A 14,201-nucleotide genomic window follows, 5' to 3' on the forward strand; every position below is an offset into this window, starting at 1 on the left:
CGCAGCCGGTCACCACCGAAGGGAGCGCCGCCGTGCGCCGCACCGTCTTCACCGAGGACCACGAGGCCTTCCGGGAGACCATCCGGGACTTCGTCGCCAACGAGGTCGTCCCGGTCTACGAGAGCTGGGAGGCCGAGGGCCACCCGCCGCGCGACTTCTACCGGCAGCTCGGCGCGCTCGGCATCTACGGCATCGAGGTGCCGGAGGAGTACGGCGGCGCGGGCGAGAGCGGCTTCAAGTACCAGGCGGTGATCGCCGAGGAGACCGCCCGGGCGGGCGTGAGCTTCGGATCCTCGGGCGTGCACACCGGGCTGGTCCTGCCGTACCTGCTGGAGTACGCGACCGAGGAGCAGAAGCGGCGCTGGCTGCCCGGCTTCATCTCCGGCGACATCATGACCGCCATCGCGATGACCGAGCCGGGCGCCGGCTCCGACCTCGCGGGCATCACCACCACCGCGCGCCTCTCCGAGGACGGCACCCACTACGTCCTGAACGGCGCCAAGACCTTCATCACCGGCGGCGTGCTGGCCGACCTCGTCCTGGTGGTCTGCCGCACCTCCCCGTACGACCCGGACAACCGCCGGGCCGGCCTGTCCATCCTCTGCGTGGACACCACGTCCCCGGGCTACTCCGTCGGCCGCAAGCTGCAGAAGATCGGCCTGCGCACCTCGGACACCGCCGAGCTGGCGTTCAGCGACGTCAAGGTGCCGGTGGAGAACCTGCTCGGCGAGGAGGGCCGGGCCTTCACCTACCTGACCCACAACCTGGTGCAGGAGCGGCTGGCGATCGCGGTCGGCGCGTACGCGGCGGCCGCCGCGGCGGTGCGGTTCGCGGTGCAGTACGTCAAGGACCGCAAGGTGTTCGGCAAGGCGGTGGCCGAGTTCCAGAACACCAAGTTCACGCTGGCCGACTGCGAGGCCCAGGTGGTGGCGCAGCAGTCGATGGTGGACCGCGCGCTGGAGCTGTACCAGGAGGGCGAGCTGACCGTCGCCGACGCGGCCGCCACCAAGCTGTTCTGCACCGAGTCGGCCTCCACCGTCATCGACAAGTGCCTTCAGCTGCACGGCGGTTACGGCTACATCCTGGAGTACCCGATCGCCCGGCTCTACACCGACAACCGGGTGTTCCGGATCTACGGCGGCACCAGCGAGGTCATGCGCAGCATCATCGCCAAGTCGATGGGCCTGTAGCTGCCGGGCTCGTAGTCGCTCGGCCTGTGGGCGCTCGGCCTGCGGGCGGGGACACAGCCGCGGCGGGCCGCACCCCCATGGCGGCCCGCCGCACCCCGACCGGGTGCGCTCAGTTGGGCGAACCGTGCTCCGCGCGCCAGGCCTCCCAGCCGGCGGCGGACGCCACCTTCGCCTCGCGCAGCGCCCGCTGGGCGAACGCGGCCGGCGCGGTCTCCAGGCTCCGCACCCAGCTGCGGCCGGCCGTGGCCAGCGCCGCACACACCATCGCCGCCCCGGCCGCGCCGAGCACGGCGCCGATGCCGGTGAGCACCGCGCCGCCGACCAGCAGCGAGCGGTTGACCTGGAACCCGCCGGAGCTTCTCTCGTTGATCGCCATGCCTCCACGATGAGTGCACTCGCCGGGGGCTGCACTTCGAACGGCTCCGGGTGCGGACGGCCACCGATGCCGGGGGCGCGCGGAGAACGGGGCTCCGGGTGCGGGAGCCGACCGCGTCCGCGAACCTGGGCACACGGCGTCGGCCCGGACGCACGGGGCCGGCCCGGGCGCACCGGGTCAGGAGGACGCGCGATGCCCGATCTCGAACAGCTCGCCGTGGAGCACGCCGCCCGGGCGGCCGAGAGCCCGCACGGGCGCAGCGCCCACCTGGTACTCCACGACGGCGTCCTGCGGCAGACCGTGATCGCGCTGACCGCCGGCACCTCGCTGGACGAGCACACCCCGCCGAGCGCCGGGAGTGTCCAGGTGCTGCGCGGCCGGGTCTCGCTGACCATCGCCGGCCGGCACCAGGAGCTGCCGGTCGGACGGCTGGAACCGGTGCCCCAGGAGCGGCACGGACTGCTCGCCCACGTCGACTCGGTGGTGCTGCTGACCGTGGTCACCGCCTAGCGGCGGCGGCGCCGCGTCGCACCGCCGGGCGCGGTCACCGCGTCGCGGGGCTGAGCACGCTTGCGCTGACCAGCCGCAGCCCGCGCAGGAAGTCCCGCCCGTTCGGCGCCAGTTCGGGGGCCGCCAGCCACTGGGCGGCGTACCCGGCCAGCAGGGTCTGGTAGAAGGCCCCGCGGGCGACCTCCTCCTCGGTGTCCGGCACCTCGGGCAGCCCCTGGAACAGCGCGGCGAGGCCGAGCCGGCCGTCCTTCTGCGCCTGTGCGAACGCGTGCGCCAGCTCGGGCTCGTGCGCGGCCTGGGCGAGCGCCTCGAACTGGGCCGCCCAGAGCCCGCGGTGCTCGACGAAGACGGTCTTGAGTCCGTCCCAGACCGCGGCGAAGCGCTCCTCCCGGTCGTCCGACACCTGGTTCGCGGCGTGCACCACCGCGCCCAGGGCCTGGCCCATCTCCCCGATCGCCTCGATCATCGCCGCGTTGAGCAGCGCGTCCTTCGAACCGAAGTGGTAGCCGATCGCGGCCAGGCTGACGCCCGAGGCGGTGGCGATGTCACGGGCGGTGGTGCGCCCGTAGCCCTTCTCGTAGAGGCAGCGCTTGGCGCCGGCCATCAGGTCTTCGCGGTTTCCCATGACCCGATCCTACGGAAGGACTGCACAGGCGTCTTGCACGAATGTCTCACACGATCGATTTACACATCTGTACTAGACAAACGTCTGACACGACCGTACGGTCTTCCCCATGACCGCAACCACCGGCCGCGCAGGCCGTCGCGAATGGATCGGCCTGGCCGTCCTCCTGCTCCCGACCCTCGTCCTCGCCATGGACATGGGCGTGCTCTTCTTCGCCGTCCCGTACATCTCCACCACGCTGGCGCCCAGCGGCACCCAGCAGCTGTGGATCATGGACATGTACTCGTTCCTGCTCGCCGGGCTGCTCATCACCATGGGCTCGCTGGGCGACCGGATCGGCCGCCGCCGGCTGCTGATGATCGGCGCCGCCGGCTTCATCGGTGCCTCGCTGCTCGCCGCCTGGGCCGACAGCGCCGGCCAGCTGATCGCCGCCCGCGCCCTGCTCGGCGCCGCCGGGGCCACCGTGATGCCCTCGACGCTCGCGCTGATCCGCACCATGTTCCACGACCCCAAGCAGCGGCAGATCGCCCTCGGCGCCTGGGGCGGCATCCTCACCGCCGGCGCCACCCTCGGCCCGGTCGCCGGCGGTCTGCTGCTCGGCCACTTCTGGTGGGGCTCCGTGTTCCTGATCGCCGTCCCGGTGATGGCCCTGGTGCTGCTCACCGCCCCGGCTCTGCTCCCCGAGTACCGCGCCGCCGCCCGCACCGGCCGCTTCGACCTGCCCGGCGCCGCGCTGTCGATGGCCGCGATCCTGCCGCTGGTCTACGGCGTCAAGACCCTCGCCGTGGACGGCTGGAGCCCGCTGCCCGCACTCGCCGTCCCGGCCGGCCTGCTGCTCGCCGCCGCGTTCGTCCGGCGCCAGCGCACCGCCGCCGATCCGCTGCTCGACCTCGGCCTGTTCCGGATCCGCACCTTCAGCGGCGCGATCAGCGTCAACACCATCGCGATGTTCGCCATGATGGGCTTCGCCCTCTTCACCTCGCAGTACCTGCAGCTGGTCAAGGGCATGAGCCCGCTCACCGCCTCGCTCTGGTCGCTGGTGCCCAGCGTCGGCGTCGGCGCGGCCGTCGGCATCAGCTCGGCGCTGGCCGGCAAGGTCCGCCCGGCGGCCCTGATGGGCGGCGGCTTCCTGGTCGGCGCGGCGGGCTTCGCGCTGATGACCCAGGTCGGCGCGCACTCCCCGCTGGCGCTCATCCTCATCGCGGCGGGCGTGCTCGCCGCCGGCACCGTCGGCACCATGACCATGACCGCCGAGATGGTCGTCTCCGCCGCCCCCGTCGAGCGGGCCGGCGCCGCCTCCGCCACCTCCGAGACCGCCGTCGAACTCGGCAGCTCGCTCGGCATCGCCCTGCTCGGCGCGGCCGGCGCCGCGGTCTACCGCCACCAGCTGGACGGCGCCCTCCCGGCGGGCGTCGACGGCGAGACCGCCCGCACCGCCCAGGACACCCTCGGGGGGGCGGTCACCGCCGCCGCCCACCTGCCCGGCCGGGTCGGCGCCGACCTGCTGGAGACCGCCCGGGCCGCCTTCACCGACGGCCTGCACGTCGCCGCCGTGGTCGGCCTGGTCTTCGCCCTCGGCGCCTCCCTGCTGGCCTACCGCCTGATGCGCCACCTCCCCGCCGCCGCCCCGGCCCCGCAGCCCGAGGCCGCCACCGCCTGACCCACCCGGTCCGATCCACGCGAGTCATCGAGAGCCCCCGCCCACCCCGGGCGGGGGCTCTCCGCCGTCCACGGCCCCGGGCCTACCGGTGGTGACGGCGTGCCCGGCGCGCGACGGCCTCGCCGGGGAGGCGCCCACCCGGCGCGGCTCACCTGCCGGGCCGGCCGGCGGAACGGCCCGGCGTGGAGGCCGGGGCCGGCGGGCGGGTCGGGGGTCCACCCGGGGGTGGAGCCCGGGCCCTCCACCTGCGGGTGCATGCGTCGGCGGCCCCGGCGGAGGACCGTGAAGGGGTACGTGGCCCGCACCTCCGACCGCCAGGAGCCACCGCATGTCCCCGACGACCCTGCTCTCCCTCCTCGGCATGCTGTGCTGGGTCGGCTACGAGCTGATGCTGCGCCGCCGCGAGGACTCCGCCGCCGGCACCTGGCGCGCGGACGGCCGCGACCGCGGCTCGACCGGGCTGCTGCTCGCCTGCTACCTCGCCTCGGTGCTGGTCGTGGTGCTGTTCGGCCGCGCCGGGATCGGCGAACTTCCCACCTGGGCGCGCTGGTTCGGCATCGCGCTGATCGCCGCCGGGCTGGCGCTGCGGGGCTGGGGCATGCGCACCCTGGGTCGCTACTACACCCGCACCCTGCGCACCGTGGACACCCAGCACGTCGTCCGCAGCGGCCCGTACCGGCAGATCCGCCACCCCGGCTACGCCGGCAGCCTGCTGGTCTGGACGGGCTACGCGCTCGGGCTGGGCAGCTGGCCGGCCACCCTGCTGGTGGCGGCGCTGCTACTGGCCGCGTACGGCTGGCGGATCAGCGCCGAGGAGCGACTGCTGCTGGCCGCCTTCGGGCCCGCGTACGCCGAGTACCGGCGGGTTTCGAAGCGGCTGGTGCCCTTCGTGTACTGATCCCCGCCCCGCCGGGCGCGCGGGGCGCGCGGGCTGGTCACCGGGGCCGCGAACCGACCCGACCGGGCCCGTCGCCGCCGCAGTTGCTCGCGTTCCGCTCGAACGGCACCTGGTTTTTGGCCAGCGTTTCCCGGCCGGTGTATCCGTTCACCGTCGCAGCCAGGCATACTGGCCAGCATGGGCGCTAGCCCACCCGTGACTCTAGACAAGAAGGGACCGGTGGCCAGGGATGCTGCGGAACGGTCTTGAGCCCTGGCACCTCCTGGTGGTGCTGGCGGTCGTAGTCCTGCTGTTCGGATCGAAGAAGCTGCCGGAGATGGCCCGCGGCCTCGGCAAGTCGATGCGCATCCTGAAGGCGGAGACGAAGGCGCTGCGCGAGGACGACGCTCCGGCGGACGCCGCGCAGAACGCCACCGCCCAGAGCACCGCGGCCCCGGGCGCCGGCACCGCGCAGAGCACCGCCGCGCAGCAGCCGGCCGCCGTCACGCCGACCAACGTGACCAAGGCCACCGAGACGAAGCGGCCCGAGACGACCGCCTGAGTCCCGCGTTCCTCCGGAAGCCCCCGGCACCGTCCGACGACGGTACCGGGGGCTTCCGCCGTGTCCGGGGAGGGGTGGACCCCGGAGCGCGCTCGACTGGCCGTCCGATCTGATCCGTTATCTCCTAGTTTGCACCACCGGAGGAACGGAGTCGCGGCATGCCCACCGACGAGCCGGGCGCGTCCCCCGACGAGCCGCCCGCCGGCCGGCCCACCGGACCGCCCGGCGGATCGCCCGACGAACTGGCCGACCTGCGGGCCCGACTGAGCGCCGTCGAGGCCCACGAGGCCCGGCTGGACCGACAGTTGGAGGCCAGTCAGGCCAGTCAGGGCCGCCACCGGGCGCGCTCCCTGCTCGCCGTCCTGCTGATCCTGCTGGCCTGCGTGCTGACCCCGCTCGGCGCCGTCGCGGTCTGGGCGAAATCGCAGGTCGGCGACACCGACCGGTACGTCGCGACCATGGCGCCGCTGGCCAGGGACCCGGCGGTCAAGGCGGCCGTCACCAACCGGGTCACCGACGCGATCATGCAGCAGATCCCGGTCGACTCGTTGCTCGACAACGTCGCCCCCGACGACCGGCCCAAGCTCGGCGCCCTGCTGAACGGCATCGGCCAGGCCCTCACCAGCGGGCTCACCGGCTTCGTCCACACCCAGGTCCAGCGGGTGGTGGACAGCGACGCCTTCGTCACCATCTGGACGGACGTCAACCGGGAGGCGCACGCCGCGATCGACCGGATGCTGACCGGGCAGGGCGGCGGCGCCGTCGAGATCAGGAACGACACCGTGGTGCTCGACCTCGCCCCGGTGATCGCCCGGGTGAAGACCGCGCTGGTCGACAACGGGCTCTCGGTGGCTTCGAAGATCCCGGAGATCCACACCTCGTACACGCTGGTGCAGTCCGACGCCATCCCCAAGGTCCGCACCGGCCTCCGGCTGCTGGACCTGGCCGGCTTCTGGGTGCCGGTGCTCGCGCTGGCCTGCGCCGTCGGCGGGGTGCTGCTGGCCGGTCGGCGGCGCCGGGCGGCGGTCACGGCGGCGCTGGGCATGGCCGCCGGGGCGCTGCTGCTGGGCCTCGGGCTGAGCGTGTTCCGGGCCGTCTACCTGGACAGGCTCCCCGCCGGGGTGGACCAGGCGGCCGCCCAGGCGGTGTACGACACGCTCGTGCGCTACCTGCGCTCCGCCGTCCGGGTGATCATCGCGCTCGGACTCGTCGTCGCACTCGGCGCCTGGATCAGCGGCGGCGGGCGCTGGGCCCGTACCGTGCGCGGCGGCTGGCACGCGGCGCTCGGCTCCGCCCGGAACACCGCCGAACGGGCCGGGCTGCGGCTCGGACCGGTCGGCCGGTTCGTCCACCGCTGGAAGGCCTGGCTGGGCTGGGCGGCGGTGGCGGGCGCGGCGCTGGCGTTCGTGCTGTGGAGCTACCCGACGGTGCTGGTGACGCTCTGCCTGGCGCTCGCGCTGGTCGGCGTCCTGGCGGTGCTGGAGCTGCTGGACGAACCGGGCCGACCGGAAGGCGGAGCCCCGGCCTCCACCTGAGGGGCGGTCAGCGGCACCGGCCGGCCGGCCTCGAACGGCCCAGCCCGGGCAGCGGCCCGCCGGACGGGGCCGGAGGCTGGACGGGATGTCCGAAAGCCAGTCACCACCGCCACCACCACCGCCGTCACCGCCGCCGGGCGGCTTCGTCGACCTGCGGGCCACCGGATTGCTGCTGGGCTCCTTCACGCTCCTGATGGCCGCGTACTTCACCCTGCCGCTGCGCTTCCTCGGCTTGGCGCACCCGTTGCTCGGCTGGCTCGCGTTCGCCGCCGCGCTGACCGGGCTGAGCACCCTGCTGCTGGAGAAGATGCTCGGCGCCGTGCGCGGCACCGAGCGACGTCCGGTGATCTGGCTGGTCTTCCTGATCGGGCTCTCGATGACCGTCTTCGCCACGACCTACTACGTCCTCGCCGAGCGGACCGGCGAGTTCGAGGGGCTGCGGACCCGGCTGGACGCGCTCTACTTCACCATCGTCACCCTGGCCACCGTCGGCTACGGCGACATCACCCCGTCCGGCCAGGGGCCGCGCCTGGTGGTGATCCTGCAGATCGGGTACAACTTCGTCTTCCTCGCGGCGGCGGCGGGGACGCTGTCGCGGACGATCCGGGCGGGCCTCGACGTCCGGGCCCACCGGGGGCCCCGGCCCTAGCGTGCGCAGGTTGTCCACAGGCTGTGGACGATCCGGTGGCGGTCAGGAATCGAGAAGCACGGCCGCAGCGCCGGACCTAGCATCGGCGCCATGGACATCACCATCCACACCAGCGCCCTCCCGCACGACGACCCGGACGCGTCCCTGGCCTTCTACCGCGACGTCCTCGGCTTCGAGGTCCGCGGCGACGTCGGACAGGGCCGGATGCGCTGGATCACCGTCGGCCCCGCCGGCCAGCCCGACACCTCCATCCTGCTGGCGCCGCCGGCCGCCGACCCCGGCATCACCGAGAACGAGCGCCGCACCATCGCCGAGATGATGGCCAAGGGCACCTACGGCTGGATCCTGCTGGCCAGCCGGGACCTCGACGGCACCTTCGAGAAGGTGCAGGGCAGCGGCGCCGAGGTCGTCCAGGAGCCGACCGAGCAGCCGTACGGCATCCGCGACTGCGCCTTCCGCGATCCCGCGGGCAACCTGATCCGCATCCAGGAGGTGCGCTGAACCGGCCCCGACCACCGGTTCCGCGATCGACGGAGGCCGACGGAGGCCGCCGATGGCCGACGTGAGTCGACGAAAGGAGTCCTCCCCGTGTGTCACCCCTCGTGGGCACGCGCACGCGCCGAGGCGCAGCGCCTGAGCGACCTCGCGCGGCTGCGCCGCGTCCGGGACCGGATCGACCGCGAGTACGCGCGGCCGCTGGACGTCGTGGCGCTCGCGCGCGGCGTGGGCATGGCGGCCGGGCAGCTCGGTCGCGAGTTCCGGCTGGCGTACGGCGACTCGCCGTACGGGTACCTGACCGCGCGTCGCATCGAGCGCGCGGCCGCCTTCCTGCGCTGCGGCGCCCTCGGTGTCACCGAGGCCCGCCTCGCCGTCGGCTGCCCGTCGCCGGCCGCCTTCGGCGCCCGCTTCACCGAGTTGGTCGGCATGCCGCCCGCCGAGTACCGACGCCGGGTCCGACGGGCGGTGGGACCGGTCAGGATTCGAGAAGCCCCGGCCACCGAGCCACAACTAGCGTGACGGACATGACCTCCATCGACTCCATCACCCTCGACGTGGCCGACCCCACGGCCGCCCAGCGCTTCTACACCACCGCCTTCGGCCTCGACACGCAGCTGCGCCTGCGGGCCTCCCAGGCGGCGACGACCGGCTTCCGCGGGTTCACGCTCTCGCTCACGGTCGCCCGGCCAGCCACCGTCGACGGCTTCGTCGACGCCGCCCTCGCCGCCGGCGCCACGGCCCTCAAGCCCGCCGCGAAGTCGCTGTGGGGTTACGGCGGCGTCGTCCAGGCCCCGGACGGGACGATCTGGAAGATCGCGACCTCCGCGAAGAAGGACACCGGCCCGGCCACCCGGGAGATCGACCGGATCGTGCTCCTGCTGGGAGTCGCGGACGTGGGCGCGAGCAAGCGGTTCTACGTCGAACGCGGCCTCGCCGTGGCGAAGAGCTTCGGCCCCGTGTACGTGGAGTTCGCCACCGGGTCGGGACCCGTCCAGCTGGCGCTGTACAAGCGCCGGGCCCTCGCCAAGGACGCGGGCGTCTCCCCCGACGGCACCGGATCGCACCGGATCGCGATCGGCAGCGCCGCCGGGCCCTTCACCGACCCGGACGGGTTCGCCTGGGAGACCCCGCAGCCGGCCCACACGTCCTGACCGACCAAGCCCGTCCGCCGCAGGAGGGGCCGTCCCGAGACGACCGGAGGAAGCATGACGGACACGGCGCCGCGCGGGTTCGAGGAGAGGCTGCGGGACACCCGCGCGAAGCTGGCGGGCGAGGTCGACCTCTGGGTCGCGACGGCGGGCGCCTCGGGCGGCGCCCACCTCGTCCCGCTCTCGTACCTCTGGGACGGGGTGGCGTTCCTCGTCGCGACACCGCGCGCCTCGCTCACCGGCCGCAACCTGCTGGCGGACGGCCGGGTGCGCCTCGGGCTCGGCCCGACCCGCGACGTCGTGATCGCGGACGGCCTCGCCGAGCCGGTGGACGCCGCCGACCTCGACCCGGAGACGGGCGACGCGTTCGCGGCCAGGACCGGCTTCGACCCGCGCGGACTCGACGAGCCCTACCAGTACTTCCGGATCCGGCCGCAGCGCGTCCAGGCCTGGCGGGAGGCGAACGAGATCCAGGGCCGCGACCTCATGCGCGACGGCCGCTGGCTCGGCTGAGCCCGCCGGCGCCCGGGGTCCGCGCCCCGGCGCCGCCACGCAGGCCGGGGTCCGACGCCGGACCCCGGGTCACCAGTCCTGGTTGTCGGTGGCGGCCGTGGCGTGCAGGGTGAGGAACAGGGCGCTGAGGCGGGTGTTCCAGTTGGCGTAGGTGGGGCCGTCGATGGCGTGCTTCTTGGCCAGGTCGCGGATCACCTTCTGGGCGTCCTTGAGCTCCTGGGCCGCGTCGTCGGGAGAGCCCTCGTTGAGGCGGGCGGAGGCGTCGTCGAGGATGCGCAGCAGCTCCACCTGGTGGTCGCGCTCCTTGCCGCCGATCTGGGTCTGGGCGACGGCCTGGCGGAAGGCGTTGAGCTGCAGGGCCGGGGCCTGGTTGCGGGGGACGGTCGGGCTGGGGACGACGGGGAGGGTGGCCGGGGTGGTGGGGGCCGCGGTGGTGGGCGTCGGGGTCGGCGTGGGGGTGGGGGTGGGGGCCGTGGGTGCCTTGCTGGCGGTGGCTGCGGGCGCCTTGGTGGCGGCGGGGGCGGCGGGCTCGTCGAAGGCGGTGACGGCCAGGGCTGCGACGCCGGCGAGTCCGGCCACGCCCAGCGCGCCGAGGACGAGGGGCTTGCGGCCACGGCTCCGGCTCCGGCCGGCCCGTGCGGGCGGGTCCGCCGGGACGGCGGCCATCAGCGAGGTGGCGGGCGGGGCCTGCGACGGGAGCAGCGTGGTGTGCTGCTGGTTGGGGCTCACCGGCCGTACGGGCGGGATGAGTTGGGTCGGGGCGGCGGTGGCGAGGAGTTCCGCCGTCGGGTCGCCGATGGCCAACCCGGGGATGGTGGAGAGGAGTTCGACGCGCGCCGCGGCGGCGTCCACCGGCCGGTCGGCGGGGTTCTTGGCGAGCAGGCGCAGGACGGCCGCGTCCAGGGCGGGCGGCAGGCCGGGCCGGCGCACGGACGGCGGCAGGGGCTGCTCGCTGACGTGCTTGAAGGCGATCGCCACCGGGGTCTCGGCGGTGAACGGGGTCTCGCCGGTGAGCATTTCGGTGAGCACGCAGCCGACGGCGTACAGGTCGGTGCGACCGTCCAGGGCCGAGGCGGTGGCCTGCTCGGGCGACAGGTACGCGGCCGTGCCCAGCACGCTCGCCGTCTGGGTCAGGTTGCTGGACGACCCGGCCCGGGCGATGCCGAAGTCGACGACCTTCACCCCGCCGTCGTCGGTGATCATGATGTTGCCGGGCTTGATGTCCCGGTGGACCAGCCCGGCCGCGTGCGCGACCGCCAGCGCCTCGCAGACCGCCGCCGCGATGCCGACGGCGCGTTCCACCGGCAGGTTCGGCTGCTGCGCCAGCACGGCGGCGAGCGAGCGGCCGTGGACGAGCTCCATGACGATGAACGGCGTGCCCTGGTCGACGCCCGAGTCGAAGACCATGACGATCCTCGGGTGCACCAGCATGGCCGCGTGCTGCGCCTCGCGGCTGAACCGCTCGGCGAAGCGGGGGTCGTCGGCGAGCCCTCCGTTGAGGACCTTGACGGCCACCTGACGGCCCAGCACGTGGTCCACGCCGCGCCAGACGGTGGCCATGCCGCCGACGCCGAGTATCTCGACGAGTTCGTAACGCCCGTTCAGCGCCCGTCCGATCACCTGGGACTCCCCTCACGTGCCGCGCCCGGGGTTCCGGGCCGCCTCGTGCACCTGTGCACGATAGCCGCCCCGCCCGACCGCTCCGCCGGGGGCGGGGAGGCGGTCGGGGGACCGGGCAGCGGTCCCCCGGCCGCCGGCACGGGGGGAGTGCGGCCCGCCCTGACTGCGGGAGGGCGGGCCGCACGTTCCGGGCCGGCCGGGCCGGCGGCGCGTCCGGGGAGAGCGCGTGCCGGTCCGGCCGGGGCCGGCCGGGCGGCCGGCGGGCACGGGGGAGCCGACCGGCCACCCGGGGTCTTCGGGTGGTGCTGACCGGCGGTGCCGCGCGGCGGCGGCACTGCCGTGGTGCGGGTACTGCGGGTGGTGCGGGTACTGCGGTACTGCGGGTGGTGCGATCCGGGTGGGCGGCGAGCCCGGGGGGAGTCGCTCGCCGCCCACCCGGAGTTCTGGGGGTTACCTCTGATCCGGCTGATCCGACTGGCTGCTGCCGGACCGGTCGGGCCTGCTCGGGCGGACGTCGGGCGGGGGCGGCACGGCCGGCAGCGCCGGGATCGTCGCGCCGGGCCGGCCGGGCTTGGCTCCGGTGCCGCCGTTGGCCCGGTCCTGGCCGTTGCCCTTGCCGTTCCCGCCGTTGGTGTTTCCGCCGTCGGCGTTGTCCTGCCCGCTGCCCTTCCCGTCGCCACCGTTCCCCTTCGTCGCGCCGGGGACGGTACTGCCGGGCTCGCGGGACGGCGCGGTGGCGCCCTGGTGGTCGTCGCCCGCCGTGCCGAGCACCTCCGCGCAGAAGTCCGCCGTCTTCTCCGCCCCGCCGGCCGCCGCGACCAGCGGACCGAACTGCGGCTCGGTGCCCGGCAGGCGCTCGCCCTTGCCCGTCCGGTCGGCGAACGCGCGGCAGAGTGCGATCAGAGCGGGCGGGACCGACCGGGTGCCGTGCCCGTCCGCGTCCGCGTCGGCGGAGGGGCTGCCGGGCGTCGTCGGGGCGGTGGACGGCCCGACCACCTGTGGGCCGCCGCCGGAGGAACCACCGGACGGACGGGCGGACGGGGCACCGGGCGAGGCGGAGGGGGAACCGGCGGACGAATCGGCGGACGGGGTACCGGGCGCGCTGCCGGAGGACCCGCCTGCGGCGGCAAGCGTGTGCTCCGGTGTGGCGGAGCCGCCGCCCAGCGGGGACGACAGGTTGCCGGTGCCGGCGGCGACCGCGACCCCGCACAGCGCGGTGGCGCCGAGCACGGCGGCAGTGGCCTTCGTGCTGAAGGCCCTGGCCAGCGCGGCGGTCGCCATCGATCGTCTCCGGACGGGTGCGGTCACTACGGGGTCGGACGTGAGACGGGCCTCCCGGAACGCGGCCAGGGCGGCCTCCTCCCCGGCCAGTTCGCGGGCCGTCGCCGGGGCGGCGGCCGCGGCGAGGACCCGGGCGAGCGGCCCGGGACCGTCGTCCGGTCCGGTGAGCGAGGCGTCCTGCCCGGCCGACGGGCCGCCCACGGCACCGCCGAGCAGATGCTCGGCAGCGTCACGGTCGATCCGACGGGATCGGTTGGTGCTCATCTCATGTCCTTCAGCGTCGCGGCCCGGCGTTCTGTCACACCTTGCGGAGAACTTTTTCTCGCGGGCTTCCCCGCGGCTTTCCCGGCGGCTTCCGCTTTCCCGGCGGCTTCCGCTGTCCCGGCGGCTTCCTCAGCGGGCTCTTCGGCGGCTCCCCCGGCGGGCTTCTGCGCCGGCCGCCGCACGGGCCACCCCGCCGCCGGTGCGGCCTCGCGCGCGGCCGGGATCCCGACCCCGGCGGAGAAGGGCTGTTCCAGCACCTTGGCCAGTCTCCGCAGCCCCCGGTGGGCGGCCATCCGGACGCTGCCGGCCCGCTTGCCGAGCACCCGGGCGGCGCTCTCGGCGTCCAGCTCCATGACCACCCGCAGCAGGACGGCCTCGGCCTGGTCGCGCGGCAGCCGGGAGATCAGCGCCAGCGCGTCGGCGGTGCCGACCGTGGTCAGCGCGGCGCCCGCGGTGTCGTCCCCGGCGGCCAGCCCGGCCAGGTACTCGAAGGGCAGGTCGGCGACCGGGCGGCGGCGCCGGGCCCGCAGGTGGTCGAGGGCGCGGTGGCGCGCGACGGTGGCGGCCCAGCCGCGGAAGCCGTCCCCGTCGCCGGAGAAACCGTGCAGGTCGCGGGCGATCTGCAGCCAGGTCTCGGAGGCGATGTCCTCGGCGTCCTGGGCGTCCTCGGGCCGGCCGCCGACCAGCACCCGCAGGTAGCGCAGCAGGCCCGGCTGGACGGTCCGGAACAGCAGCCGGAACGCCTCCTCGTCCCCCGCCTGGGCGGCCCGGACGGCCTCGGTCAGATCGACGGGAGCGGGGGCCCGACCCGCTGGCGGCCCGGCGGGAGGTACTGGTCCGGACCGGCCGACGGGGCTGCCGGTGCCCGCTCCGGGGCGCTCTGCACTCTGCAC

At 74.9% G+C, this 14,201-nt stretch carries 16 protein-coding genes; 11 read left to right on the top strand and 5 right to left on the bottom strand.

The window, feature by feature from the left end; genetic code table 11:
- Positions 1-32: 32 nt before the first annotated feature.
- Positions 33-1,190 (top strand): acyl-CoA dehydrogenase family protein, encoded by a 1,158-nt coding sequence (locus ACIO5E_RS19595; RefSeq protein ID WP_400669265.1) that lies wholly within the window; start codon positions 33-35, stop codon positions 1,188-1,190.
- A gap of 109 nt (positions 1,191-1,299) precedes the next feature.
- Here ACIO5E_RS19595 and ACIO5E_RS19600 read toward each other — a convergent pair whose 3' ends face one another.
- Positions 1,300-1,566, bottom strand: a complete 267-nt coding sequence (locus ACIO5E_RS19600) for a hypothetical protein (RefSeq protein WP_400669267.1) — start codon at positions 1,564-1,566, stop codon at positions 1,300-1,302.
- A gap of 192 nt (positions 1,567-1,758) precedes the next feature.
- On the opposite strand from ACIO5E_RS19600, the gene ACIO5E_RS19605 reads away from it, so the two are divergent.
- Positions 1,759-2,076, top strand: a complete 318-nt coding sequence (locus ACIO5E_RS19605) for a cupin (protein ID WP_400669270.1) — start codon at positions 1,759-1,761, stop codon at positions 2,074-2,076.
- A 34-nt stretch (positions 2,077-2,110) separates the two neighbouring features.
- Here the strand turns inward: ACIO5E_RS19605 and ACIO5E_RS19610 are convergent, their stop codons facing one another.
- Positions 2,111-2,701 carry a TetR/AcrR family transcriptional regulator gene (locus ACIO5E_RS19610; protein ID WP_400669273.1) on the bottom strand — a complete coding sequence of 197 codons (591 nt, stop codon included), beginning with the start codon at positions 2,699-2,701 and terminating at the stop codon, positions 2,111-2,113.
- A 109-nt stretch (positions 2,702-2,810) separates the two neighbouring features.
- Here ACIO5E_RS19610 and ACIO5E_RS19615 point away from each other — a divergent pair, with 109 nt between their 5' ends.
- The 9 genes from ACIO5E_RS19615 to ACIO5E_RS19655 all read left to right on the top strand — a co-directional run bounded on the left by ACIO5E_RS19615 (position 2,811) and on the right by ACIO5E_RS19655 (position 10,143).
- A complete protein-coding gene (locus ACIO5E_RS19615; protein WP_400669276.1) occupies positions 2,811-4,361 on the top strand; it encodes an MFS transporter in 1,551 nt (516 codons plus the stop codon).
- 328 nt (positions 4,362-4,689) lie between these two features.
- A complete protein-coding gene (locus ACIO5E_RS19620) occupies positions 4,690-5,259 on the top strand; it encodes a methyltransferase family protein (protein WP_400669279.1) in 570 nt (189 codons plus the stop codon).
- A 229-nt stretch (positions 5,260-5,488) separates the two neighbouring features.
- Complete coding sequence (gene tatA / locus ACIO5E_RS19625; RefSeq protein WP_400669282.1) at positions 5,489-5,800, top strand: Sec-independent protein translocase subunit TatA; 312 nt, start codon at positions 5,489-5,491, stop codon at positions 5,798-5,800.
- A gap of 158 nt (positions 5,801-5,958) precedes the next feature.
- The gene (locus ACIO5E_RS19630) at positions 5,959-7,335 is read left to right on the top strand and encodes a hypothetical protein (protein ID WP_400669284.1); all 1,377 of its coding nucleotides are present in this window, start codon (positions 5,959-5,961) and stop codon (positions 7,333-7,335) included.
- 85 nt (positions 7,336-7,420) lie between these two features.
- Positions 7,421-7,984, top strand: coding sequence for a potassium channel family protein (locus ACIO5E_RS19635; protein ID WP_400669286.1), 564 nt, complete (start codon positions 7,421-7,423; stop codon positions 7,982-7,984).
- 90 nt (positions 7,985-8,074) lie between these two features.
- Positions 8,075-8,485 carry a VOC family protein gene (locus ACIO5E_RS19640; RefSeq protein ID WP_400669289.1) on the top strand — a complete coding sequence of 137 codons (411 nt, stop codon included), beginning with the start codon at positions 8,075-8,077 and terminating at the stop codon, positions 8,483-8,485.
- 87 nt (positions 8,486-8,572) lie between these two features.
- Positions 8,573-9,001, top strand: a complete 429-nt coding sequence (locus ACIO5E_RS19645) for a helix-turn-helix transcriptional regulator (RefSeq protein ID WP_400669292.1) — start codon at positions 8,573-8,575, stop codon at positions 8,999-9,001.
- Between the two features lie 5 nt (positions 9,002-9,006).
- A complete protein-coding gene (locus ACIO5E_RS19650) occupies positions 9,007-9,633 on the top strand; it encodes a glyoxalase (protein ID WP_400669295.1) in 627 nt (208 codons plus the stop codon).
- Between the two features lie 54 nt (positions 9,634-9,687).
- Entirely contained in the window at positions 9,688-10,143 is a 456-nt protein-coding gene (locus ACIO5E_RS19655) for a pyridoxamine 5'-phosphate oxidase family protein (protein WP_400669298.1), read from the top strand.
- A 69-nt stretch (positions 10,144-10,212) separates the two neighbouring features.
- On the opposite strand, the gene ACIO5E_RS19660 is transcribed toward ACIO5E_RS19655, so the two are convergent.
- The 3 genes from ACIO5E_RS19660 to ACIO5E_RS19670 all read right to left on the bottom strand — a co-directional run bounded on the left by ACIO5E_RS19660 (position 10,213) and on the right by ACIO5E_RS19670 (position 14,201).
- Complete coding sequence (locus ACIO5E_RS19660) at positions 10,213-11,763, bottom strand: protein kinase (RefSeq protein ID WP_400669301.1); 1,551 nt, start codon at positions 11,761-11,763, stop codon at positions 10,213-10,215.
- A 450-nt stretch (positions 11,764-12,213) separates the two neighbouring features.
- The gene (locus ACIO5E_RS19665; protein ID WP_400669304.1) at positions 12,214-13,308 is read right to left on the bottom strand and encodes a hypothetical protein; all 1,095 of its coding nucleotides are present in this window, start codon (positions 13,306-13,308) and stop codon (positions 12,214-12,216) included.
- Complete coding sequence (locus ACIO5E_RS19670; RefSeq protein ID WP_400669307.1) at positions 13,305-14,201, bottom strand: RNA polymerase sigma factor; 897 nt, start codon at positions 14,199-14,201, stop codon at positions 13,305-13,307. The genes ACIO5E_RS19665 and ACIO5E_RS19670 overlap by 4 nt, the downstream gene beginning before the upstream one ends.

The sequence above is a fragment of the Kitasatospora sp. NPDC087314 genome, assembly GCF_044744365.1.
In the GTDB taxonomy this organism is placed as follows: domain Bacteria; phylum Actinomycetota; class Actinomycetes; order Streptomycetales; family Streptomycetaceae; genus Kitasatospora.